This is a genomic window from Nocardioides luteus, assembly GCF_014648595.1.
In the GTDB taxonomy this organism is placed as follows: domain Bacteria; phylum Actinomycetota; class Actinomycetes; order Propionibacteriales; family Nocardioidaceae; genus Nocardioides; species Nocardioides luteus.
In genome coordinates this window covers 53,239-77,745 of the sequence record NZ_BMRK01000014.1, presented here as the reverse complement: position 1 = coordinate 77,745, position 24,507 = coordinate 53,239, and the positions used below count along the sequence as shown (strand labels likewise).

Annotated in this window: 19 protein-coding genes and 1 pseudogene; 8 read left to right on the top strand and 12 right to left on the bottom strand. The window is 67.7% G+C overall.

Translation table 11 applies throughout. The annotated features are described in order from the left end of the window. Positions 1–11: 11 nt before the first annotated feature. The 7 genes from IEY81_RS17080 to IEY81_RS17055 all read right to left on the bottom strand — a co-directional run bounded on the left by IEY81_RS17080 (position 12) and on the right by IEY81_RS17055 (position 8,927). Positions 12–809 (bottom strand): FAD-binding oxidoreductase, encoded by a 798-nt coding sequence (locus tag IEY81_RS17080; protein WP_189119693.1) that lies wholly within the window; start codon positions 807–809, stop codon positions 12–14. 703 nt (positions 810–1,512) lie between these two features. After that, entirely contained in the window at positions 1,513–1,929 is a 417-nt protein-coding gene (locus IEY81_RS17075; RefSeq protein WP_229787942.1) for an agglutinin cell wall attachment protein, read from the bottom strand. A gap of 314 nt (positions 1,930–2,243) precedes the next feature. Then, positions 2,244–2,666, bottom strand: a complete 423-nt coding sequence (locus tag IEY81_RS17070; protein WP_189119691.1) for a hypothetical protein — start codon at positions 2,664–2,666, stop codon at positions 2,244–2,246. Then, positions 2,647–4,716, bottom strand: a complete 2,070-nt coding sequence (locus tag IEY81_RS17065) for a hypothetical protein (protein ID WP_189119690.1) — start codon at positions 4,714–4,716, stop codon at positions 2,647–2,649. Before IEY81_RS17065 ends, IEY81_RS17070 begins: the two co-directional genes overlap by 20 nt. A gap of 147 nt (positions 4,717–4,863) precedes the next feature. Further along, complete coding sequence (locus IEY81_RS24270) at positions 4,864–5,043, bottom strand: inositol monophosphatase family protein (RefSeq protein WP_229787947.1); 180 nt, start codon at positions 5,041–5,043, stop codon at positions 4,864–4,866. Continuing rightward, entirely contained in the window at positions 5,043–5,678 is a 636-nt protein-coding gene (locus IEY81_RS24265) for a hypothetical protein (RefSeq protein WP_229787941.1), read from the bottom strand. Before IEY81_RS24265 ends, IEY81_RS24270 begins: the two co-directional genes overlap by 1 nt. Positions 5,679–5,822: 144 nt before the next feature. Then, entirely contained in the window at positions 5,823–8,927 is a 3,105-nt protein-coding gene (locus IEY81_RS17055) for a DEAD/DEAH box helicase (protein ID WP_268244506.1), read from the bottom strand. Positions 8,928–9,033: 106 nt separating this feature from the next. Between IEY81_RS17055 and IEY81_RS17050 the strand changes: the two genes are divergently transcribed. Further along, positions 9,034–9,675, top strand: coding sequence for a nucleoside/nucleotide kinase family protein (locus IEY81_RS17050; RefSeq protein WP_189119687.1), 642 nt, complete (start codon positions 9,034–9,036; stop codon positions 9,673–9,675). Between the two features lie 3 nt (positions 9,676–9,678). Here IEY81_RS17050 and IEY81_RS24260 read toward each other — a convergent pair. Next, positions 9,679–10,521 (bottom strand): annotated as a pseudogene (locus tag IEY81_RS24260) (helix-turn-helix domain-containing protein). A 153-nt stretch (positions 10,522–10,674) separates the two neighbouring features. Between IEY81_RS24260 and IEY81_RS17035 the strand changes: the two are divergent. After that, a complete protein-coding gene (locus IEY81_RS17035) occupies positions 10,675–11,184 on the top strand; it encodes a cupin domain-containing protein (RefSeq protein WP_189119685.1) in 510 nt (169 codons plus the stop codon). 16 nt (positions 11,185–11,200) lie between these two features. Here IEY81_RS17035 and IEY81_RS17030 read toward each other — a convergent pair whose 3' ends face one another. Both IEY81_RS17030 and IEY81_RS17025 read right to left on the bottom strand, forming a co-directional pair. Then, entirely contained in the window at positions 11,201–11,977 is a 777-nt protein-coding gene (locus IEY81_RS17030) for a hypothetical protein (protein ID WP_189119684.1), read from the bottom strand. After that, on the bottom strand, positions 11,971–12,720 hold the full coding sequence (locus IEY81_RS17025) for a helix-turn-helix domain-containing protein (protein WP_189119683.1): 750 nt from the start codon (positions 12,718–12,720) through the stop codon (positions 11,971–11,973). Before IEY81_RS17025 ends, IEY81_RS17030 begins: the two co-directional genes overlap by 7 nt. A gap of 76 nt (positions 12,721–12,796) precedes the next feature. Between IEY81_RS17025 and IEY81_RS17020 the strand changes: the two genes are divergently transcribed. Then, on the top strand, positions 12,797–13,336 hold the full coding sequence (locus IEY81_RS17020) for a TOPRIM nucleotidyl transferase/hydrolase domain-containing protein (protein WP_189119682.1): 540 nt from the start codon (positions 12,797–12,799) through the stop codon (positions 13,334–13,336). Between the two features lie 116 nt (positions 13,337–13,452). Here the strand turns inward: IEY81_RS17020 and IEY81_RS17015 are convergent, their stop codons facing one another. Further along, complete coding sequence (locus tag IEY81_RS17015) at positions 13,453–15,255, bottom strand: hypothetical protein (protein WP_189119681.1); 1,803 nt, start codon at positions 15,253–15,255, stop codon at positions 13,453–13,455. Between the two features lie 409 nt (positions 15,256–15,664). Here IEY81_RS17015 and IEY81_RS17010 point away from each other — a divergent pair, with 409 nt between their 5' ends. After that, positions 15,665–19,648, top strand: a complete 3,984-nt coding sequence (locus tag IEY81_RS17010) for a carboxypeptidase regulatory-like domain-containing protein (protein WP_189119680.1) — start codon at positions 15,665–15,667, stop codon at positions 19,646–19,648. A 138-nt stretch (positions 19,649–19,786) separates the two neighbouring features. Next, positions 19,787–20,977 carry a hypothetical protein gene (locus tag IEY81_RS17005; protein WP_189119679.1) on the top strand — a complete coding sequence of 397 codons (1,191 nt, stop codon included), beginning with the start codon at positions 19,787–19,789 and terminating at the stop codon, positions 20,975–20,977. 317 nt (positions 20,978–21,294) lie between these two features. Here the strand turns inward: IEY81_RS17005 and IEY81_RS17000 are convergent, their stop codons facing one another. Beyond that, positions 21,295–21,870 carry a mismatch-specific DNA-glycosylase gene (locus IEY81_RS17000; protein WP_189119678.1) on the bottom strand — a complete coding sequence of 192 codons (576 nt, stop codon included), beginning with the start codon at positions 21,868–21,870 and terminating at the stop codon, positions 21,295–21,297. Between the two features lie 303 nt (positions 21,871–22,173). On the opposite strand from IEY81_RS17000, the gene IEY81_RS16995 reads away from it, so the two are divergent. From IEY81_RS16995 to IEY81_RS16985, 3 genes are read left to right on the top strand one after another with little or no spacing between them, the layout of a single operon-like run. Further along, entirely contained in the window at positions 22,174–22,527 is a 354-nt protein-coding gene (locus IEY81_RS16995) for a hypothetical protein (protein WP_189119677.1), read from the top strand. A 10-nt stretch (positions 22,528–22,537) separates the two neighbouring features. Further along, the gene (locus tag IEY81_RS16990) at positions 22,538–23,785 is read left to right on the top strand and encodes a site-specific DNA-methyltransferase (RefSeq protein ID WP_189119676.1); all 1,248 of its coding nucleotides are present in this window, start codon (positions 22,538–22,540) and stop codon (positions 23,783–23,785) included. Positions 23,786–23,835: 50 nt separating this feature from the next. Then, complete coding sequence (locus IEY81_RS16985) at positions 23,836–24,486, top strand: HNH endonuclease family protein (RefSeq protein WP_189119675.1); 651 nt, start codon at positions 23,836–23,838, stop codon at positions 24,484–24,486. The last annotated feature ends 21 nt before the right edge of the window (positions 24,487–24,507 follow it).

Genomic DNA, 24,507 nt, shown 5'->3' with positions numbered 1-24,507 from the left:
GCCCTTTACGTTTACCTTCTACCCGGTTTCAGCGGTTCTAAACGCGCAAGTTGAAGAAAATTCTCCGCCGTCACTTGTTCGGCGCTTGAGTCAACCAGGGGAACGTGGAGATACAGCAGATCGGCGCCCGCTGTCGAGTCTTGCTTGGCGGATCGTGTTGAGTCCGTTGACGGAGGAGGTGAGCTGCACGCCGACACGAAGACGCTCGCCGGTCGCAGTGAGCATGAGGCTGGGAACTGCTGCAAGGCGTGGTTCGACAGCGATGCAGCGTTCGAGGATCGCTCGGCGGCCCCGGGGCCTGGAGTCGTGTCGGAGGATCCGTCGATTGCGGTTCCTCCGAGAACTACAACTTCACCTTGGGGGTAGATGCGGAGAAGGTCGCTCGACGCGCCGGTGTCCTCCGAGATAGCGTCGGTCAGCCCGGGGTTCGCCACGATCACATGCTGTCCGCGAATCGAGCGTAGGTCACTGTCGTCGGCTAGTACGGCGGCTCTCACACCGGAGCAATTGACGATCACACCGGCGTCGTCGAGCGAAGTCAGCGTCGGCACGTGCCGCTCAACGATGATGCCGCCAGCAACTCGAAGGCGTTCCAGAACGTAGGAGAGGGTCGTCGGCATGTCTATGAGTGGCACGCTGAACCGATAACCAGAGCGGAATCCGTTGGGAAGCTCATTCGCGTTGACAGGCTCGAAGCCTGGCAAGGAACGCGCCCAGTCGGGCGCGTCCTCGCGGTGTCTAGTTGCCTCGATGCCGCCACCCGCCCGGACGCCGGCCGGCGTCTGACGCCAGATCGCAGAGGAGCTCAAGCGAGCGCTGACTCCATGCGCCGACAACGGTCACGCGCTCGTCAGGATCTGTGACGGATTCTGGTGTCGTTCCGCTCACCGCGTGCCGCAACGCCTTCGTCAGGCTGACGCAGCGCGGGCTGCCTCGACGAGCTGATTCCGCAGCGAGGCTGGAACGCTGCTGTCGTCTCGTGCAAAGTCGCGAACGTCGATGGCGCAGCCGAACGGGCAGACCGGCATGTCCCATCCGGGCTCGTCGTCGTAGATGAACGTCGAGCGAGCATCGGCGTGGCCATCGCCAAGGTCTCCTCGTCCCCCAACGCGGCGACGAGTGGGTCCACGATTCGATCACGGCACGGATCGCTGCGTCTGCCACCTCTCCCGTGAAGGTCCGCGGGATGACCTCCTTTGATCTCCACGGTGAGCGAGTTGCTCGGTGCGCTGGCGTCCGGACGCCAGCGCACCAGCATCGAGCTGCACGTCGAACGGAGTCTCTCACCGGCCGCCGTGAGCATGAGGCTGTAACCGCTCTCGGGCTCGGCGTCGCCGAGGTCGTCCCGGACAACCTTGCGGGCGACGAGGTCTGTGCGGCGCTCAGGTTCCTCGGGCCACGGCTCGTTTGCGGGTTGTCAGCCACTGGGCATGCTCGACCCAGCGAGCGTAAGCGGTGATGAGAAAGAAGGACCGGAGATGCCGTCGGCGTCACGGCTTTGGAGATCACGGGCTACTTCGCCTGACGACGCGCTTCGTCCAACCGCTGCTGCATCCACAACGGGATGTTCTGTGGATCGCGCGGAAAGGCCTCGAGGTCGATCCCATACATGCCGGGATCGAGCGGCTCATGCCAGGTGGGTTCGTCGTCGTAGTTGAAGGTGGTGCGCCCGGACCAATCACCGACGTTGTTCTCGATCGTCCACTCCAGTGACAACCAGGTGGCGCCACCCGGCGTGTACATCACTTTCCGGAGTTCCTTGAGCAGTCTGGAGACAGTTCTGGGGGCGAGGGCCTTGTCAGTTGCGCCGTTCGGACGATGCACGATGAGTTCCTGTTCTGCATACATCGAAACCGCGCGTCGCCGGAGAACAACGGAAGTCCACTCGCCCTCAACTCGCTCCGGAATCATCGGGCCGATCTGGGACATGAGCTCTCCCCGGCGCTCGAGCCCTGACCGTTCAGAGCCGGGGTGGTCTGTCATTCTCGAACTCCTCGATCAACTCGCCCTGTCTGTCCTGCTTCGAGTCCGTCACTCTGGGATTCGGCGTTCCATGCGGCGTCGATGTCGTCAAGGGGGTCATGCCTGGACGCAGGTAGGCGGCAACGGAAGCATCCTTGTTGAGAGGCACGAGACGCGACCCTCCGTTGTCTCGTACGCCGCTTCAAGGCCCGCTACGCCCCCCGGACCGCTGGAGCCGGGAGGCGTGAACAGGGTTTCTGACGCTGAAGAAGGACCTGTCCTCAGGTCTCGTCGACTACATCCACGTCGGCGTCACCGAGGTTGAAGCGGTTGAACACCTCCATCGCGCGAGCGCTCACGCGGAGGTCGACTCGATCGTGGAGATAGATGTCGCTGTTGGCATCGCCGACAAATACCAGCTGGAGCAGATCGGGCTCGCCCCACTCCGGGCTCAAGGATCCCTGCTCGGAGATAGAGACTCGTGCAGGCGCGAACTCGACGCCCGAGAGACCAGCGGTCCTGATCTCATCAGCGAGCTTGCTGGTGACGAAGAAGTACGGGTGGGTTGTCACCAAGTCCTCGCCCGCCCACGAGTCGATCACGTAGTGGAACGGGCCAACCAGCTGCGGAGTTCGGTGAGCGTCGTAGTCCATCTGGTCGCCCCACTCGCCAACCACATCTGGCTCAATCTGAAACAGTGTCATCGGGCACCTCCGGCGGGATGAACTGGTCACCAAGTTCCTGATCGATCTTGGTCGCGAAGTCTAGTAGGTCTTGTTGGGTCGGAGTCGCGCCACGACGTGCGAAGTCCTTGTAAAAGCGGTTCCAGTGCTTCCGGATCTGCCGGAGATGGACGTCACTGTTGACCTCTTTGGGGATGCCTCGGAGGTTGTCGATTGAGTGCATCTCTTCCTCGGACACCACGCCCGGGTATTTGCGCAGGACAGATTGCTCGACGGCGTGATGAATGACCTTCTCGGTCTCGTGGTACTCGGGATAGTGCTCGTCAAAGGTCGCCCGGTAGTCCTTGCGCGTCGATGTGCCAAACCGCGCAGGATCGCCAGGTCGGCGTACCCCCGGTGGCGGTGATGATCGTGCTTCAACCGTCGAACCTGGCCGCGGATCCGTCGCAGCGGCCGTGGGCGGCGACACCGGAGGTTGTTCGCCTGGCCCGACTTCTCGGGGTGGGGGCGCGTACGGGATGAAGTCAGCGGCATCCGGGTTGGCGTAGGCGGACGCGATCGGCGGCAAGAAGACCACCGCCGCCGCTCGAGCCTGCGTGCCCGTCGTGTCCGCAGGCCCGTTGGTCTCAGGCACCAATGCACCAGCAACCGCCGATGGTCCAGTGGTCCTCTGGCTCAGAAGATGTTTGAGCGGCGCGAAAGCACGATTCAACACAGGCGCGACCGTGTAGGCCTGCGGCCGGACCAGCTTCCAGGCGACGTACGTCAGCACGCCGATGAGACCGAGCTTGAGGACGAACCAGATGGCGTCGGTCGCAAGGATGGCGGCGAAGAATCGCAACAGCAGAAGTCCTACGAAGAAACAGACCGGGCCCATCACCAGCGGCCCGGCAATGCGCTTGAGCATCGCGACTGCCGCGTCGCGGGTGCGATCGATCATGAACAGCACGCCCAGCGCTGGGGAGAAGGGGACGACAAGCCGAACGAGGGCGAACGCAAGAAGGGTCGCGAGAGCGGCGAGAAGCAAGAAACCGCAGGCCACCAGGATCATGGCGAAGTTCACGAGCGATGTCGTTACTCGCTGTGACCAGTGGCCGCCTTTGAAGTGGTCGTACGCGAGCGCATCGGTCTCCTTGATCTGCTCGGCGTACCTCTTGAAGTCGTCGGACTTCTTCTCGACGATCTTCGCTCCGGCGCCCTCCGGATCGTCGCGATAGGCCTCGTATTCCTCCCAGGAGAAGTGTGTCGCGGCGAAGACCTTCGGTCCGTACTCTCCGGCGGTCGCCGAGTCGGGATTGCCGAAGACTCCCGTGGCCCACGTGCGGTACTGCGTTGTTCGGACGATCTGATCGAACTGAACGTCGACCGCGACGACCGCCGACTCGTCGCCGAGATCTTCGGTGTCTTCCGGGAGAGCCGTGTCGTCGTTGAACGACGTGGCGATCAGCTCGGTCGCGCCACGCACTCCGTCATCGACGAGGTGGACTGCCTCCAACGGATAGTTGATCAACCAGGACGAGAGGCCGAGGACGAGAAGAGCCCACGCCGCTGCGGTGGCTGCGCCTGCGAATCGACCGGCTCGCGACCGCAAAATGATGATCACGACGACGAGAAGCAGGACGATCGGCAGCCACGGCGACCACACTCCCTGCGCGGTCGCGGTCGTGGCGTTCACGACGGGTTCTTCGAGCGCGATGAGCCATGAGCTGGGGGAGAGCACCGAGTGGAGCAGCGCGTGGGACCAGTTCGGCAGCAGGCCGGAGAGCTCGAGCAGGATGTTGCCGAGCGCTGTCCCGGCATCGGCTACGAACTGCCCGGTGCAGCCATTGTCGTAGGTGAACCATTGCGGTGACGTCCCGTAGACCGATTCGATCGACGCCGGATGCTCGGCGGCGAACGGATCTGCCGACCGCCCCGCCCGGTCGATGTCGAGCTCGACGACGAACGATCCGAACCCATGAGGTGAAGCTGGAATCGGTGCGTCGAGGTTGTTGCACGCATCCTCTCCTGGGATCGGCAACGGGTCGAACGGTATGTCGATCGCTGCTGCCGGGAGTGCGGTGGGCAGCACGAGCAGGAGGGTTGCCAAGGCCAGCAGACGGCCAAACCCCCGCCTACCTGCCAAATCCCTCGATGCCGCTCGAGCAGCCTTCACGTGAAGTGTTCTACCCGCGACCACCGACACCTAAACCGAATCAAACAAAGAAATCTCGTGCAGTCAGGGAAGGCCGTCTTCGCTCAGCGCGTCGAGAAGCTGGTCGCCGACCCCTGGCGCAAACGCGATCGTGGCGGTCGACGTCAGGTCGTGGTCGCGGCCATCGAGGTCGGTTACCCGCGCGCCGGCTTCGCGAGCGATGAGTACGCCGGCGGCAGTGTCCCAGGGTTTGTTGGAGAGCATCACCGAGGCATCGAGTTTGTCGGCGTGACCGCGTTGCGTATGCCGTCGTCGACCAGACGGACCGACTCGGCCGGGTAGGAGATCAGCAAGGTCGTCCCGACCAGTACGACCCCGGCCCATGCGACGGCGGTCGCAGATCCGGCGATGTGGCCGGTGCGGGCGCGCCAGATCGCGGTCGCTGCGACGAGGAGTACGGCGATGGTGATCCACGGGCGCCAGACGCCGTCGGTGACTGCGTGGGTGGCATCGACGACAGGATTGTCGAGAGCCTGCACCGGAGACTCTGGGTCGATGACGGCGTCCAACAGCGCGTGGGTCCAGTTCGGGATCGTGCCGGAGATCTGGAGCAGGATGTTGCCGATCGCCGTTCCGGCTCCGGAGACGAACTGGCCGGTGCAGCCGTTGTCATAGGTCCACAGCTGCGGCGTTGTGCCGTAGGTCGACTCGAGGGTCACATCGTCGTCGAACGGGTCGCCGTTCTTCGGGCTCTCGCCGAGCTGGACGATCCAGGACCCTGACCCGTGTGGGGAGGCTGGGATGGGCGCATCGTCGTTGTTGCACGCGAGATCGACCGCGCCAGCCGGCGAGCCGGCGACGAACGCTCCGAGGGTGAAGGTCAGGGCGAGAAGCGCCACGAGCAGACGTGACCGTCCGTTCTGCTGGCGTACTCGACGCAGCGCCCGACCGCCCAAACCGACATCCCCGATGCTCCCGAAACCAAACATCAGTTTCACCCGCGGCGACGGCGGTCGCCACCGTTTACCAACCGGGTCGGCTGATTAGTTCGCCGCGACGGACGCCGCGGTGAAGAAGTCGGTAGGCATCGGATGTTCGAGTCGCCAGGTGATAGCGATAGGGCGGTCACCGGTATGGGAGACGTACTTGGCCGGACCGAGGAACAGATAGGGAGAGGTGCCAAAGAGCGCGTCTGCTTGCTCGCGGGCGAAGAGCAGGACGGTGCTGGCAGAGGAGAGATAGCGCTGCCCGGTCTTGCTGGTGACGGAGGTGGTGGACTGCGTCTCCCAGTGGAACAAGGTCGGACTGATGGGGTAGTCGCGGTACATCGTCGTGGGGGAGAAGTCGGCTTCTGACTTCTTGAGGTTGACGAAAAAGGCATCCACATTGAGTTCGGGGATGTACTTGACGCCTTCGCGCATGGAATTCGGCTTTCGATCCAGGCTGGCGTAGCCGAGCGCTGCCAGGATCTCCTCGCGCTGATACCTGGCATGAACCATGAGCGGGACCTCGGACATGGCGCCGTCGAGGCCGGCTACGCGGTGACGTGCCGAATCGAAGGCGAGGTCGATCACCTCGCGAAGCTCGGATCGGGTTGCGCGCTCGGCGCGGAGCACCGCGAAGCCGGCTTCGAGAGTCTGGAAGCCTCCGCCGTCGGGCCATAGCGAGAAGAAGAGCATCTCGGCCAGGCGCCGTTCGCTGGGCGACAGAGACGAGTACGACGGTGCGTCGTCTGCGAGCAATCTGGAGAAAGCGGCTGCCCGCCGCGGGTCGTCGACATGCGCGAAGGCGCGTACGCGGCGCAGCAGCTTGGTCTCGGCAGCAGCGCCGTCTGGGACCAGCAGACCTGCCGTTCGGCGAAGCTCGGTCCACGACCGCTGCCCTTTGCGCAGGATGTCGGGCAGCTCCGTCCCAGACTCCTGGATGTACTCGGGCAGGGAGAGGTCACCGTAGGAGCGGAGCTCCTGAACCATGGAAGGCCAACGGTTCGAAATCTGCGACTTCAGGTTGTCGACGATGAGCGCCTGGGCCTCGCGGTCCATGACGATCTGACAACCTGCTGGCAGGAACGGGAAGCCCCGCTCGACCTCGCGGCGCAGAGCGGCGCGGGTCAGGCCGGTCATCGCACGCAGCTTTCGATCCCACGAGAACTGCTTGTTCTGGTGACCAACAAAGTCGAGCACCGTGAGAACGGCCTTGTCACGAGTGCGGCGGAGGCCACGACCGAGCTGTTGCAGGAAGACCGTCGCTGAGTCGGTGGGACGAAGGAAGAGAACCGTGTCGACGTCCGGAATGTCGAGACCCTCGTTGAAGACGTCAACCGAGAAGAGCACGTTGAGACGGCGTTCGCGCAGTGCGGCGATGGCCTCGCGGCGTACGGCGGACGGGGTGCTGCCGGTGACGACTCCGGCGGGGATCCCGGCGTCGTTGAAGACCTTCGCCATGTAGGTGGCATGGTCGACGTCGACGCAGAATCCGAGCGCGCGCATCGACGAGACGTCAGGCATCTTGTTGCGGAGCTCCTTGAGGATGATCCGCGCCCGAGCGTCGTTGCCGGTGTAGACCGAGGAAAGCGCGGTCTCCTCGTACTTCCCACGGCTCCACTTCACCGTGCGAAGGTCGGTGTTGTCCGAGATGGCGAAGTAGTGGAACGGGCAGAGGAGATCCGCTCCTAGCGCATCCCAGAGCCGAAGCTGAGTAGCGATGCGGTGGTCGAAGAACGAAGCGACATTGACACCGTCGGCTCGCTCCGGAGTCGCGGTCAGACCGACCAGCTCGGCAGGCTCCAGATGTTCGATGAGCTCGCGATAGGACTTCGCCTCAGCATGGTGAAACTCGTCGATGACGACCACTTCGTAGGTGTCCGCCGGGATCTGCGCCACGCCGTACGACTTGAGGGACTGCACGCTTGCGAAGACGTGTTCCCAGCGCTCGGGGCGAGTGCCATCGACGTACAGCTCGCCGAAAGTCGCGTCGGAGAGAACCTCGCGGTAGGTCCGCAGGGACTGCTGCAGGATCTCTTTGCGGTGAGCCACGAATAGGAGTTTCGGGCGGGTCCCGTCCGGGCTGTTCTCGGCAAGGCGCCGGTAGTCGAGTGCGGCCACGACCGTCTTCCCGGTGCCGGTGGCGGCCACGACGAGATTGCGATGCCGGTCATGCAGCGTACGTTCCGCATCGAGGTCGTCGAGCATCTTCTGCTGGTAGGGATACGGCCTGACCTCGAGACCGGAGAGCGAGATCGTGACGCGGTCTCCGCGACTCCGCCCAGATGCTTCAGCCAACGCGTCATCTAGACGGTCTCGGTCCCGATCGGGGTCGTAGAGCTCGAAGTCACCGTGGTTCCAGTAGGTGTCGAAGGTTGCGGTGAACTTGTCGAAGAGCGAAGGCGTGCCCTTGCGGGACAAGCGCACGTTCCACTCCACGCCCTCGACCATGGCGGTCCGAGTGAGGTTCGACGAGCCGACGTACGCGGTGTCGAACTCGGTGTTGCGGCGAAACATCCAGGCCTTGGCGTGCAGCCGGGTGCGCTGGGCGTCGTACTGCACCTTCACCTGAGCGCCGAAGTCGCGGACCAGGCGATCGAGCGCCTCGCGCTCGGTGGAGCCGGTGTAGGTGGTCGTGATGACGCGAAGCCGGGCACCGCGCTCGCGAAGACGTTTGAGCTCGGGTTCGACGAGGCGAAGCCCGTACCAACGTACGAAGGCGCAGAGCAGATCGACCTCGTCGGAGGTGTCGATCTCGGCGCGGAGCTCGGCGGCGAGGCTGGGCTCTTCCTTGGAGTTGGTCAGCAACGCCGCCTCGGTGAGCGGGGTCTTCGGGCGGGTGTCGCGGTAGGTCAGGGTGCTTGGGCCTTGCGGTGGGCTGATCCGGCGAAGCTCGGTCGGCGGAGCCATGACGTGGTCAGCCTCGCCGGTCTCAAGCTGGGCGATGAGCTGGTTGGCGGCCTTCACCCGAAGCTCGGGGTCTTTGACAGCCTCGAGGCTGCGTACGGCTGCCGCGTAGATGTGGCGCGCCAGCACGTGTGGCTGGTCGGCCGGATCTACATGCGCGGTCTCGACTTTCCGATCTGCTACTCGGTCGAGGTGGTCTTGAAGGTCGTTCGTGACGAGCAGCTCATAGAGGCCGTCACGCGATCCGAGGTCTGACACCTGTCCAGCTTCCCTAACCGGGTCGCTGGCGCGTTGGAACTTGGCAGATGTCATCCCCAATTGTGAGGAGGATGGCGGCGCCGTCCGACGCCGTAACCTGAGGATCATGACCGCGAACCTTCTCGACCAGGCTCTTGATGACCTGCTGAAACGCGTTCATGCGAGCGGATCGGGGAGATTTGTCCTGGGTATCGTCGGGCCGCCGGGTGCCGGGAAGTCGACGTTGGCAGAGCGCGCGTGCGACCGGCTCACCGCGGACGGTCACCGTGCGGCGGTCGCGCCGATGGATGGGTTTCATCGCAGCAATGCGGAACTGGAAGCGATGGGCGCCAGGGGCCGCAAGGGCGACCCGGACACGTTCGACGCCGAGGCCTATGCGGCCATGCTGCGACACGTCCGCGAGGGGGAGCAGCGGGTGGAGTGGCCGACTTTCAGTCGGGTCACCGACGAGCCCGTGCCGGGTGGCGTAGTGATCACCGACGAGCCGATCGTGATCACCGAGGGGAACTACCTGCTCCTGGAGGGCGAGCCGTGGAAGGACGTACGCGGGCTGCTGGACGAGGCATGGTTCCTCGATGTCCCGGAGGACGTTCTGGTGCCGAGGCTGCTCGAGCGGTTTCTCGCGGGCGGACGGTCGCGGGAGGAGGCTGAGGCGAAGATCGCGGGCAGCGATCTGCCCAACGCTCGGCTGGTGAGGGGGACGCGGGGGCGGGCGGACCTGGTGCTCGATGTTGGGGTCGTGCTGTGACGGTCAGCGGTTCGTCAGAGCGGTGGCCGCGAGGTCACGTAGGGCGACGTCGGTCGGTGAGCCGGGGATCGCGGTGTAGCCGGCGAAGGCCACGTCGGCGTCGCCGTCCGGGCGCAGGACCTCCAGGTTCAGCTCCAGCGGGCCGGCGAGCTCGTGCTGGAGGCGCACGTGCTTCTGCGGCCAGTTGTGGATGAGGTGCTCGTCCCAGAACCGGCGGAAGTCGTCGTTGCGCAGAAGATCGGTGATGGTCCGCGGGATCTCCGGGGCGTCGGGGAAGCGGCTCCAGCACAGCCTCAGATAGTCGACCTGGAAGCGCGCTGCTCGGTCCCACTCGCGGGCATCGCGCAGCCTCGTACGCAGGAGCGTGTCGTCGAAGAGGGCGTGGGTCTAGGTGCGGCGGCCCGGGGCTACGGCGTCGAAGTCGCAGAGCACGAGCGCGGTCATCCGGTTCCAGGCGAGTGCGTTGCCGTAGCGGCCGGTGATGTACGCGGGGGCGGCGGTCATGCTGTCGACCAGATGCCGCAGAGTCCGCAGCTCGGCTCCGCTCCGCGTCCTGCTGGCGGTGCTCGGTGGGCGGACGAGGTTGTGCAGGTACTCGCGTTCTTCGGCGCGCAGCCGCAGGACACGTCCGACGGCGTCGATGACCTCGATGGAGATGTTGGCGTACTGCCCCTGCCCCAGCCGGGTGTAGTGGCTGATGCTGACGCCGGCGAGCTGCGCCAGCTCCTCGCGGCGCAGGCCGGGCACGCGGCGCCGGTCGCCGTACAGCGGCAGACCGACGTCTTCGGGGTGCAATCCGGCGCGACGTGATCGCAGGAATCCGCTCAGCTCTCTTCGTCGATCCACGCGCGGAACTACGTACCCCCTTAGCGGGTGTCAACGGATGAGTCGAGGGGCCAACCTGCTCACAAGCTGAGTACGCAGCGCTCGGGTCTGGCTGGCAACCGCGGCCCACCGGAGGCTGGTGTCCGTTCCGCACGCTCCACCGAGAGGAAACCGATGTCCTACCCCGCTCCCCGCTACGTCGGCGATCACGGCGAAGTCTCCGCGACGTTCCGGCCGATGACCGCACCGCCGGACTTCGTCGCCCGGCCAGCCGACACCGACGGGAGCGGCCGCGCCACGGGCACCGCGTTCCACTACCTCTCCACGACCGACTCCACCGGCGGCGAGTACGGCCTCTACCGGGTGGACATGGGGCCGGAGGAGTCGGGCCCCAGCACGCACTTCCACAAGGCAATGTCGGAGTCGTTCTTCATCCTCTCCGGCACCATGCGCCTCTTCGACGGCGACCGCTGGATCGACGCCACCTCCGGCGACTACCTGTACGTCCCGGTCGGCGGCCTGCACGCCTTCCGCAACGAGTCCGGCGAGCCTGCCTCCATGCTCATGCTCTTCGCGCCCGGCGCACCCCGCGAGGACTACTTCGAGGGCGTGACCGAGCTGGCCGGCCTCAGCGAGGAGGAGCGTGCCGACTTCTTCCGCCGCCACGACAGCTTCTTCGTCTGACCGGGGCGACGTCACCTCAGCGGGCGCAGTCGACGAGGAACCTCATCAGCTCGGTGGCGTCGTCGGTGGTGGTGAGGGTGTCGAGGGCGTGGTCGAGCTCGAGGCGGCGGGGGCCGGGGATGGTGATGGCGTCGCAGCCGTTCGAGATCAGGATGCCGTTGGTCATCAATAGGGCGGTGCGGATGTTGCCGGCTCCGTAGAAGCGGGTGCGGGCGGCGGCGCAGAAGTAGATCAGCGCCAGGAGCCGGGCGTCGTCGGTCTCGGCTAGATGCTCGCGCAACACCGCGAAGCGGGAGCGGAGGTGGTCGCTGCCGTTGCGGCGCAGGGTGCCCTCGCCGCGGAACCGGCCGGCGTCGGGCGTCTCGTGGCGGGCGATGATCCGGTTGAGGTGGTCGGACGTCGATTTGTCGACTCCGAAGGTGCCGTAGCCGACCAGGTCGCGAAGCGTTGCGTACGCCTGGGCGAGCGCCAGCATGCGCAGCTCGTCCGTGGTCGGGTGGCCGCCGACGGTGTGGCCTTCGAGGAGGGTCTGCACCTCTGCGAGCGTGAACGCCATGCCTTCGAGCCGGGCGGCGTTCCAGACCTGCTCGGGCAGGTTCGCGCGGAAGCGTCGCCAGGCGCCGTCGGTGTCGTTCGCGACGATGGGGGACGTGTCGACCTCGGTCCACCAGATGCCGGTCTCGCGCAGGTGGTCCTCCCGGTCGGCGACCTCGCGATAGGCGTCGCTCCTCGGCGGCTTGCGGGCTGCGTACGTCTCGGGATCGGGGGCCCAACGGGGGCGTTTTGTCACCATGTCCGGATCTCCTCGCGGGCTCGGGCGGCGGCGTCGCCGCCGACGGAGATGGCGTCGAGGGCGATCTGGATCGGGGCGGCGTAGCGGATCCGGTCGCGTTCGAAGGTGCCGCGGAACAGGTCGGGGTCGGCTGCTGCGACGACGACGGAGGCACGATGCGCGGACGAGGTCTGGCGCAACGAGCCGCCGACGACGTGGGGGAGCACTGCGTTCGGGTCCTCGCACCAGAGCACCGAGATCCGAGCGACCGCCTCGTCGAAGGCGGGGAGGTCGAGGCCGGCTGCTCCGGAGAGCGCCCACTGCTTGCCCGAGGCCTCCCCGGCGGAGGCGAGGCGGCCGGCGGTGGTCTCGCCGGCGAGCAGAACGGCGTCCGCCCGGTGGAGCACACCGGAAGCCCTGGCGGCCTCCTCGATGATCTGGACCGGGTCGTTCTCGGCCCACGCCTCGAGCCGGGTGGCCCACAGCTCGATGTCGGGGGCGACCTCGGCGGGGTAGTTTTCGTCGAGGATGGCCCTCGCCGCGGCGGCGGCTTCAGCAGAGGAGAGCACCGGGGTGCTCATCGCCAGGTCGAGGCCGCAGGCGGCGGTGATGTTGTGCAGCGTCGCGACGGACGGACTGACCTGTCCGTTGAGGATCCGGTGGACGGTCGACGCGGAGACGCCGGCGCGTACGGCCACCTGGCGTGCGGTGAGCCCCGAGCTCTCGATGCACTCGGCCACCAAGCGGCCGACCTGCTGTTCCATATATGCAACCCTATGGAGGCGCGTTCCGGATATGGAAAATGCGGGCGAAGGAGACATTTCTTCTAGGGTGAGCGCCATGACGCGACCGATCACGCTGCTCGTCGAGGGGGAGTCGGACAAGGCTCTGGTGGAGGCGCTCGCACCGCGCTACGGCGTCGACCTGGAGGAGCTCGGGATCGAGGTCGTCTCGATGAACGGGGCCGGCAACGCGGGCCGGTACATCCGGGAGAAGACGGCTGCCGGCCACCGGGTCGGCGGGCTCTACGACGAGGCGGAGGAGCACTTCGTCACCAACGCGCTCAACCGGCAGCCCGGCGAGGACCTCTCCGGCCAGGGCTTCTTCGCCTGCCGCCGCGACCTCGAGGACGAGATGATCCGCGCGATCGGAGCCGCACGGATCGTCGAGATCCTCGAGGCCCATGGTGAGGGCGGCAAGTTCCGTACGCTCCAGAACCAGCCCGAGCACCGCGGCGAGGAGGTCGCCGACCAGCTGCACCGCTTCTTCGGTACGGCGTCGGGCCGGAAGATCCGCTACGGCACGATCCTCGGCGAGGCGGTCGAGATCGAGGCGATCCCGGAGCCGCTGGTCGGGCTGCTGATGTGGTGCTGGGGTTAGGACGTCGGGCTGTTTCCCTGGCGGGGCCTCGACAAGCTCGACCTCCGGTGGGCTGTGGTGCTGGGGGTAGGGGCTCTTTCGTCGAGGGGGTCTCGACAGGCTCGACCTCCGGTGGCTCAAGGCTCCATGTCGTCGTGGACGACGACGCGGGAGAGCTCGATGGTGCCGTCGGGGCACTTCCAGAAGTGCAGGCGGCGGGCGCCGGGGGTGTGGATCTGCATCGAGGCGCGGTAGCAGACCGCGCCGTCGGGGCGGGACTGTGGCGCGGCGTTGCCGCCGGCAGAGGTACGCAGCTGGTGCAGCTCGCGGCCCGTCGACTGCTCCGCGAGGCCGGTGAGCACCTCCATCACCACATCGGCGATCTTGTCGATGGTGATGCCCTCGAGGGCTTCGACGCTGTCGAGGAACCGCTCGCCGATGGAGTAGTCGGGCAGCGGGCGAGTGGGCTGCTCGCCGACCGGGATCCGGCGGGCCCAGGCGGCCTCGACCAGATGACGGAAGCCGCGCTCGCGGTCGGCGAAGACCGGCGGGGCGGCCTCGGGCGGGGCGTTGCGCTGCTTGGCGCGGCGCAGCTGTGAGCGCATCTTGGCCAGCTCGGCGTCGCGGGTCTCGAGCTGACGGGCAGCTCGGGCGAGGTCCTTGGCGAACTGAACGCGCTCGTTGCGCAGGCCGGAGACCTGGTCACGGAGGTCGGCCAGCTCGGCCTCGAGGCGGGCATTCTCGGCCTTGATCGCGGTGACCTGCAACGACATCGACTGCACTGCGGCCTTCTTCGGCGGGGCGGGGGCTGCCGTAGCAGGGGTGGGCGCAGGGGAGGGCGGCGGTGTCGGGCGAACCGCGCGGACCGGCTCGCCCTTGCGGCGGGGCATCATCGCGGGGGTGATCGAGGGGCGGGACGGGGCTGGGGTGTCCGGTGGTGGGAGCTCGACCTCCGGAGGGCGCGGGGTCTCGACAGGCTCGACCACCGACGCTGCAGGCTCGGCCTCGGGGGCGGGCGGCGGCGCATCAGGATCGAGCCACGGCGGCCCACCTGCGTACAACGACAGCGCCTCCCGGGCGCTGTCGTTCTCGCGGACCTCACGCAGCGAGAGCCGCCACTTGGGGCTGGTGGCGACGACGCGGGCGAGGACGACCTCGCCGGGGGTGAGCAGGGCCTGGAGGTCGTCGTCTGGGTCGCCGGTGACCTCGGAGCGGAAGACCTCGACGGTGAGGTCGGGGTGGAGGCGCAGGTCGGCGGAGCCGGGGAGGACCGAGCGCACGGCGGCCGGGACGATGTCGCCGACGGCGTAGGTCTTGAGCGCCTCCTCGGCGGTCGGGCGGCTCTCCCGGATGTCGAGCCAGCGGGACTTCTTCTCCAGGACGCCCTCGACGTGCATGCCGGGGGCGAGGACGCGCTCGATCGGCACCCCTGCCTGGGCGAGCTGGGGCGGCACCGAGGCCAGGTCGCCGGAGCCGAGGTCGACCAGCGCGCGCTCGCTCATGATCGAGACGACTCTGCCGCCGCGGCGCTCGCGGGTGGAGGCGGTGCGCTCGCTGTCGAAGAGACCGGCGGCCGCGGCCATGTCGAGGGCGTCGTCGATCAGCTGCGCGGTGAGCTTCTTGCCCTCCGACCGGTTCCAGGCGAACCGCAGCGGGGCGAGCTTGAGGTCGATGTTCCAGGCCACGCCGATCGGGTAGACCCGTCCGGCGCCGCCGTAGACCTGGGTGCCGGGCGTCATCTTGTTGGAGAAGGCCCAGGTGTGGCCGCCGGTGGTCACCAGGTAGAGGTCGGCGAGGTCACCGATCTCGGCAGCGATCCTCTCCACGTCGGCGTAGGGCTCGCTGTGTCCTGACGCGACCGTCACCACAACGGTCGGCTTCGTGCGGGAGTCGCCGTTGAGCAGCGCCGCCAGGGCCTCGGCCTCGGACGTGTTCGTCACGCGTTTGATCGCAGACATTCCCCTCCTTTCGACCAACGTACAGCCGGCCGAAAGCAGAGCCGGACCAGCGACCCGCGGCCTCACCAGCACTTTTGCCGATGCCGATACCGGGGTCGGTGTCAATGATCCACTCGTGTCATATTTGCCACGCCAACCGGATCATGACTGATGTCGTCTTTACGACAATGGCAGATATCTGCCGTCTCTCTGCGCTCAGAACGCCTGCGGCCGTAACAATTTCGGCCAACGATTCTCGTGGCAATAATCGATCCGTCCGCATCACCCGGGAAACGCGCACGATCTGGTCACGGGTTTTGCCGACGGTTTCCGCAAGGAGACCACGTTGAGATATCCACGCCTCGGCCGTTCGGCCGTAGCAGCCACGGGCATACTCGCCGTCGCGGCTGCAATGTTTGCCACTCCTGCATTCGCCGGCACCCCTACAGCCGACGACAAGGCCCCTGCGGCCAAGCTCTCGTCCACTCTCGAGTCGAAGTTCGAGAAGTCGGGTTCGACCGACTTCTGGCTCCGTTTCTCCGACAAGGCCAATCTCGGGCCCGCCTCATCCATCAAGGACTGGACCAAGCGTGGCCAGTACGTGGTGGACGCTCTGGAGAAGACCGCTGAAGCATCGCAGGCCGGCGCCGTAGCCGAGCTCGATGCCGCCAAGGTCAAGTACAAGACGTACGCGATCTCCAACGCCATCCTGATCAAGGACGGCTCCGAGAAGCTGGCTCTCGAGCTGGCCGCCGACCCCGAGGTCAAGCTCGTCCACGAGCGGGCCAAGCTCTCGATGGTGGAGCCGGTCAAGAAGGAGAAGGCCACCAAGGCGCCGCAGGGCACCGAGTGGGGCATCGACTTCATCAACGCTCCCGAGGCGTGGGAGCAGGGTGCGACCGGCGCCGGCATCGTGGTCTCCAGCGTGGACTCCGGCACCGACTACACCCACCCCGCCCTGGTCGACCACTACCGCGGCAACAACGGGGACGGCACCTTCACCCACGACTACAACTGGTTCGACGCCTACAACGACTGCACCAGCGGTCCGTGCGACCTCGACGGCCACGGCACCCACACCATGGGCACCATGGTCGGTGACGACGGCGCCGGCAACCAGATCGGTGTCGCCCCCGACGCCGAGTGGATCGAGACCAACGGCTGCTGCGGCACCGACGCCGGTCTCCTCGACTCGGGTTGGTGGCTGCTGGAGCCGACGGACTCCGAGGGCGAGAACCCCGACGTGTCCAAGCGCCCGCACGTCATCAACAACTCCTGGGGCTGGAACGGGGTCGGCTACATCGACTCCTTCTTCGACGATGTGAACGCCGCCTGGAACGCAGCCGGCCAGTTCGCCTCGTGGGCCTCGGGCAACCCGGGCTCGATGTGCCAGGGGACCTCCTCGCCGGGCGCGAACACGCTCACCTACTCGGTGGGCGCGGTCGACTCCTCCGGCAACGTCGCCTCCTTCTCGGGTCGTGGCCCGGGTCAGGACGGGCTGGTCAAGCCCAACATCGCGGCGCCGGGCGTCAACGTACGCTCGTCGGTCCCCGGTGGTGGGTACGCCAACTACAACGGCACCTCGATGGCAGCACCCCACCTGGCTGGTGCCGTCGCCGCGCTGTGGAGCTACAACCCCGCCCTGATCGGTAACGTCGACGAGACCCGCCGCCTGCTCAACGAGGCGGCGACCGACGTCGACGACACCACCTGCGGCGGTACCGCCGAGAACAACAACGTCTACGGCGAGGGCTACCTCGACCTGGCCCGGCTGATCGCTCTGGCTCCGGCCGAGGGCGGCACCGTCGCCGGCACCGTGTCCAGCGGTGGCGAGCCGATCGCGGGCGCGACCGTCGAGCTCGACGGCACGGCGCTCGACCGCACCCTCACCACCGACGCCGAGGGTCACTTCTCGGCCGACGTCTACGTCGGTGACTACGAGCTGACCGCCTCGGCGTTCGGCTTCGTCACCGAGACCGGCACCGCGTCGGTCACCGAGGACGCCACCACGACCGTCGACTTCGACCTCGCCGAGGCCACGAAGTACACGGTCAGCGGTGCCGTCACCAACGCCAGCACCAACGCTCCCGTCGCAGGCACCACCGTCCGGCTCTCGCCGGGCAACCTGTCCGCGACCTCGGGGGCGGACGGCAAGTACTCGTTCGCGGGCGTCCCGGAGGGTACGTACACGATCTCCACCGACGGGTCCGGCTGTGCCGAGCCGACGAGCGCCGAGCTCGTGGTCTCGGGCAACAAGACCCACAACGTGAAGGTCGTCTTCTCCTACGACGACTACGGCTACTTCTGCGCAGAGGGCTCGAACGGCGTACGTGCCGGGGAGACCGCGGTGGGACTCGAGGGTGACGACGCCGCCGCTTCGGTGGACCTGCCGTTCAGCTTCCCGTTCTACGGCGAGAGCTACAGCAAGGCGTACGTCGCCTCCAACGGCCACCTGAACTTCCTGGCCTCCAGCACCGCCTACAGCAACGGGGCGATCCCGTCGACCGGTGTGCCGAACGCCGCGATCTACCCGTTCTGGGACGACCTCGACGCTCGTGGTGACGGCGACGTCTTCACCGCGGCGACGACCGTCGACGGCGTGGACGCGTTCGTCCTCGAGTGGCGCGACGTGTTCCCGCTGAGCAACGCCGACCAGCTGCTCGACTTCTCGGTCACCCTCTTCGAGGACGGCCGGGTCGAGCTCGGGTACGGCGACATGCCCGAGACCGACCGCGGCCGCGGCAACTCGGCCACGATCGGCATCGAGAACGCTGCGGGCACCATCGCCACGCAGTACTCCCTCAACACCGCGTCGCTGAGCGACGACAAGTCGGTCACCTTCGACCTGGCCCCGATGGGCACGATCGAGGGTGTCGTCAAGGACTACAACACCAAGGACGGCATCGAGGGCGCCGAGGTCACCCTGACCCCGGCGGCAGGCGGCAACGCCAAGACGGTGACCACCGGCACCGACGGCTCCTACAGCGTCGACACGGTGACCGGTAAGTACGGCGTGAGCTTCGAGGCGCCGGACTACGAGACGATCAGCCGCAACCTCACCGTCGCCGAGGACGCCACGCTCACCTCCAACGCTCAGCTCAAGGCCGGTCGCCTCGAGGTCAAGCAGACGGAGCTGAACGCCAACCTCGCCATGGGCGGCTCCGCCTCCCGCAACCTCAGGATCACCAACACCGGGTCCGCGCCCGCCGAGGTGAACCTGGGCGCTGCCGGCGAGGAGGTCGTCATCCTGGGTCAGAAGTCCGAGTCGGCCGGTGTCACCAAGGGTGCCACCAAGAAGGCCACCCCGGTGAAGACCAAGCCGAGCAAGGGCACGTCGAAGTCGAAGGACCTGACCTCGTCGAAGCCGGGCAGCAAGCTCGGCAAGACCGGCCAGCCCTCGGTGACCGCCCTCGCCCCGACACCTGCCGGGGAGACCACCCTGTCCCACTCGACCTCCCACGAGGTCGAGCAGGCCAGCTCGGTCGCGTGCCCCTCGGGGACCACGACGATCCTGCGCACCTACACGCCGGGTGACTTCGGGGTCACCGGGAGATTCACGCCCACCAGCGTGAGCTTCGCGGTCCAGGAGACGGCCAACGGGAACACGCCGGTGACGGCGACGCTCTACACGCTGCCGGAAGGCGCTGCGTTCACCTTCGCGAACCTGACCCCGATCGGCTCGGGTACGACGACGGTGACCAGCGACTTCGGGTCGACCTACACCGTGCCGATCGAGGCGTCGACGCAGATCGCTGCGGACGACATCCTGGTGGTGGCGGTCGCGGGTGGCGCGGTCTACTTCGGTGGCAACTCCGCCGCGGAGACCTCGCCGACCTACCTGGCCTCCGACGCGTGCGGTACGCCGGAGCCGACCGACGCCGCGGACCTCGGGTTCCCCGACTCCAACATCATCCTCGATGTGACCGGTGAGACCGGCGGCGCCGGCGGTGGGATCGCGTGGCTGGACGTCCAGCCGCCGTCGTTCACCCTGGCGCCGGGCAAGTCGGTCGTCGCGGTCGCGACCTTCAACGCGACGGTCGACCAGCCGGGCACCTACACGGCTGACGTGGTCATCGGGAACGACACCCCCTACACCGTGGCGCCGGTCCCGGCGACCATGACCGTGAAGGCGCCCTCCGGCTGGGGCAAGATCACGGGCACGGTGACGGGCTCGGGGGCGCCGCTCGAGGGTGCTGTGGTGGCCCTCGACGGTGTGTCCTACGACGTGACGCTGCGGACGGACGCCGACGGTAGGTACTCCTACTGGATGCAGAAGTCCAACGCGCCGCTCCAGGTGATCGTCGCGGCCGACGGGTTCGTCCCGGCGACGAAGAAGGCGCAGATCGTGGCTGGTCAGACGACCGTCTACGACTTCGACCTGAAGCCGTTGAACTAGCTCGGTGACGAGGCCCCGGACACCGCCCGGTGTCCGGGGCCTCGGCATGTCCGCACGCAACTGCCAGGCGGAGCAGGATTGTCGGTGCCGCGGTGTACGATCGCCGCGCCTGCGAGAACGATCCCCTAACCAGCCCTTATGCCACATTCCTCCATGCCGGCCGTCGCCGAGATCCTGCGCCTGCGGGCTCCCTTGAGCCTGCCGGTCCTGCGCGCCGCGCTGAAGGGCAAGCGGGTGCTGCTGACCGAGGACGAGCTGCTCTCCGTGCTGACCTCGGGAGGCTTCGTCGAGGGACCTCCGGGGCAGTGGAGTCTCGCGCCTGCTGCGCCTGCTGTGCCAGTTGTGCCTGCATCGGCACCGGTGCCGGCCCCGATGCCCGCTCGGTTCAACCAGGCGTCGCTGGCGGCGCGTGCGGGGGTCGAGGGTGACGTACTCCTGAAGGTGCTGGACGCCCTGGTCACCGACCACCCCGAGGTCAACTGGGGTGCGCTGCGCGACCGGCTGGAGTCCGGTGCCGACGTCGCCGTCTCCGACCGCACCCTCGGCCTGCTCGAGGAGGGCGTACGCCGCTTCGAGGTCGCCCGGCTGAAGGCGGAGAAGCTCGCGGCCGAGGAGCGTGCCCGGGAGGCCGAGCGGCGCCGCGAGCTGCAGCAGCTGGCCGAGAGCGAGGTCGCGATGCTGCGCGCCGAGCTCGACGACGAGCGGCGGCGGGCCCACGACGCGGCGCTCGAGCGCGACCGGCTGCGGCAGGAGGCCGAGAAGCTGAAGGCGCTCAAGGAGGAGGAGACCGCCTCCTGGACTGCCACCGCCGCAGGCGGTTGGATGCTCGACCTCGGCGCACCGGAGACCTTCGGTGAGGAGAAGCTCCGTCAGGCGCTGGGACAGCTCGAGTCGGCGCTGGTCGTGCTCAACGTGCCGGTCGCCGGCCGCGAGATCGAGGCCGTCGTGGTCCACCCCGGCGGGGTCGCGGTGATCGAGCAGTACGACATCCCCTCGACCGCCGCCGTGGTCTCGGTGCCGGCGGGCGGCGACGCGGAGCTCGACGGGCGCCCGCTGGAGGTCGCCGACCCGCGCGGCGAGGTGCTCGCCTCGGTCAAGGTGCTGCAGAAGACCGCCTCGCTCGACCTGGCCTACCTGCCGGTCGTGTCGTTCCAAGGACCGGCCGACGCCGAGGGCGAGGACGTGCTCGTCTGCCTCACCGCCGAGGTCGACCTCGCCGTCGACGACATGCTCCACTCCCAGTCCGCCCGCGTCTCGGCCGACGACGCGGTGGCGCTGCTCGCGAAGCTCGGCGTACCCGAGCTTCCCCAGCCACCCGCCGGCTTCTGACCTTCGGTCCTGCCGAGGCGTCGGGTTGGTCGGTCGAGACGTCGGCTAGGTCGGTCGAGACGTCGGCTAGGTCGGTCGAGACGTCAGTTCGGTCGGTCGAGACGTCAGTTCGGTCAGACGAATGGTCACAGCCGTGCCCACTCGTCCGACGCTACTGACGTCTCGTCCGGCGGAACTGACGTCTCGTTCGGCTGACCTCTCGTTCGACGGGGCTGACGTCTCGGCCGTCGCGGCTGACGTCTCGGCCGGCGGGGGTGACGCTTCGGCCGACCTGACTGACGCTTCGGCCTGCGGGGGTGACGCTTCGGCAGGGTGGGTCAGAGGATGCCCGCGGCGCGGGCGGGCTCGGCGTACGCAGCGGAGAGCGACGGCACGGTCTCGTGGGCGTTGAGCCCGGACGGGTTGGGTACGACCCAGAGCTCGGCGCCGGCGAGCGGCTCGGGCTGGAGGCCCTGCTTGGCCTTCGGGCGGTTGAAGGCGGTGCGGTAGGCGGTGATCCCGGCGATCGCGACCACAGCCGGTTTCCGGCGCGCGACCAGGGAGAACAGCTGTGCGCCGCCTTCCTTGAGCTCGTCGTTGGTGAGCTCGGAGGCCTTCGCGGTCGCGCGGTGGACGATGTTGGAGATGCCGATGCCGAGCGAGCGGAAGTAGTCGCGGTCGGCATCGGTCATCCCGGAGGCGGCATCGACGGGCCGGGTGATGATCCCGGCGCGGTAGAGCGCGGGGTAGAAGCGGTTGACCGGGTGCGCGAAGTGGGTCTGCGTCGCCGCCGTCCACAGGCCGGGGTTGATGCCGACGAAGAGGAGGCGCAGCGGCTGGTCGTCTGCGGGGAGGAGGTCGGGGACCGAGACTCCGTAGTAGGTCTGGAGCTCGGCCTGGGTGAAGCGGGCCACGGCGTGATCCTTCCATCTGCGTAACGACACGGGTCGACACGGGGGCCGGAGGTGCAACGGCTGGGTGCCGTGGGGAGTATGTGAGGTATGTACCCCAAGCGTCTTCTCCCACTCGCAGTCGCTGCGACGGCGCTCCTGGTCACGGCCTGCGGCACCTCGTCGGAAGATGCCAGCGACCCGGGCTCGAGCACGTCTCCTTCGGCCTCCGCATCGGAGTCGGCTTCGCCGTCGCCGTCCGGAACGCCCAAGCCCAAACCCAAGCCTCAGCCGGAGCCGTCCCGGCCGCCGAGCTCGGAGAAGCCGGTGCGCGGCCTGGTCTCCGCCGGCGGCGCAGCCAAGGGTGCCCTGGAGAAGACCGCGACCGAGCTGACGGACCAGGCCGCGATCGAGAAGTATGCAGCCGGCCTCGGCGACTCGCTCCGCGCGCCGTTCACCACCGAGGCGACCACGCTGCTGCGCCACGTACCTGCTGGTGAGCGGCTCTACGCGCAGACCGTCTACGACGGCTGCGACCAACCGGACGAGTCGACCATCACCGCCACCAGCAGCGGCGGCGAGGTCGTGCTGAAGGTCGCGCCGCCGAAGAGCACCAAGATCCAGTGCCTCGTGGCCGAGCGCTCGGTCGCGTTGCTGAGCGTCGAGGTGCCGGTCGGCTAACGTTCGCGGCGTGGAGGAAGCGTGGAACACGTTCGTCGAGGGCGACAACCTCGACGTGCTCCAGGCGCTCGCGGCCGCAGGTGAGACCTTCGACCTGATCTACATCGACCCGCCCTACAACACCGGCAGCCTCTTCGCCTACCACGACGACCGTCGCGGCGAGGACGGTCGCCGGGCCGGGCGCCACGAGGCGTGGGTCGCGATGATGCGGCCGCGGCTGGAGGCGGCGCGCGCCGTCATGTCGGAGCGCGCCGCGATCTACGTCTCGATCGACGACAACGAGGCGGCCCATCTCAAGGTGCTGATGGACGAGGTCTTCGAGGAGCGCAACCAGCTCGCGCAGATCGTGGTCAACCTCAACCCCAAGGGCCGCCAGCTCGGCAACGGCTTCGCGACCTCCCACGAATACCTGCTGGTGTACGCCAAGGACGCCCGCACCTGTGCGCTCGAGTCGAGCATCCCCGAGGCCGTCAACGAGCAGGACTTCCCGCTGGTCACCGACGACGGCCGCCACTACCGGCGGCTACCGCTGCGCAACACCAACAAGAAGTTCAACCCGGCCACGGCCAAGACGCTCCACTTCCCGGTGTGGGGCGACCCCGACTCGGGCCGGGTCAGCGTCGAGCCGTTCGACGGCGGCCAGGAGATCTGGCCGGTCTTCGGCGACGGCCGCCCGGCGGTCTGGCGGTGGAGCGCGCCGCTGATCGCGGCGCGTCCCGACGACCTGATGTGCCGTCGCGTACGCGGGAAGCTGGGGGAGCGCGTCGACGTCTACCAGCGCGACTGGCTCTCCCGCGACGCCACCGGCAACGCCCGCCGCAAGAAGCTCACCACCATCTGGCTGGCCGAGGAGATCGGCTCCACCGACTCCGCCGTCGCCGAGCTGAAGTCGCTGGTGGGGCCGCTGTTCGAGTCTCCCAAGCCGACAGGTCTGATCCGGCGGATCCTGGCCACGATGCCGACCGACGCCCGGGTCCTCGACTTCTTCGCCGGCTCCGGCACCACCGGCCACGCGGTCGCGCTCGCCAACGTGGAGGACGGGGCGCGGCGTACGTGCTGGTCGGTGCAGATCGCCGAGCCGACCCGGCCCGGGTCCAACGCGGCCAAGGCCGAGATGGCCCACGTCTCCGACATCACCCGCGCCCGGCTGCGGGCGGTCGTGGCGGCTCACGGGAACGGTGACGTGGCCGACCTGGTCGAGCGTGACGTGGGTGAACTTCTTGCAACTTCTGGTAACCCCGTTACACGAGGTGCGTAAAACGCGGCATCGTGTGGTCTCCCCCATCCCCACCCCCTCGGGAGACCCCCATGAAGATGCGTGGCCTGTTCATCCTTGCCTGCGGCGCCCTCGTGCCCCTCACGACCCCGGCGGCAGCGCACGCCGAGTCCTACTCCCAGCCGCTCTCCACCGCCATCGGTGACCTCACCGTCGCGGCCGAGAACCGCACCGGCTACAGCCGAGACCTCTTCCAGCACTGGATCGACGCCGACGGCGACGGCTGCAACACCCGCAACGAGGTACTGCTCGAGGAGGCCGACGATGCCCCGACCGTCGGCTCCGGGTGCTCGCTGTCCGGGGGTCGCTGGTACTCCTACTACGACGGCGTCTCCTGGACCGCGACCAGCGACATCGACATCGACCACATGGTCCCGCTCGCCGAGGCCTGGGACTCCGGGGCGCGCACCTGGAGCTCGACCGAGCGGCGCGACTACGCCAACGACCTCGGCTTCTACGGATCGCTCGTCGGCGTCACCGACAACGTGAACCAGTCGAAGTCCGACGCCGACCCGGCCGAGTGGATGCCCGAGAAGCAGAAGTGCCGCTACCTGAAGGAGTACGTCTCGGTGAAGATCCGCTGGGGCCTCTCCGTGGACAGCACCGAGAAGTCGGCGCTCACGAACCTGACCTCGACCAACGGCTGCGGCAGCCAGACCGTCTCGGTGACGCTCGCTCGCTGACCCCGGCCGCGCCGCTGCCCT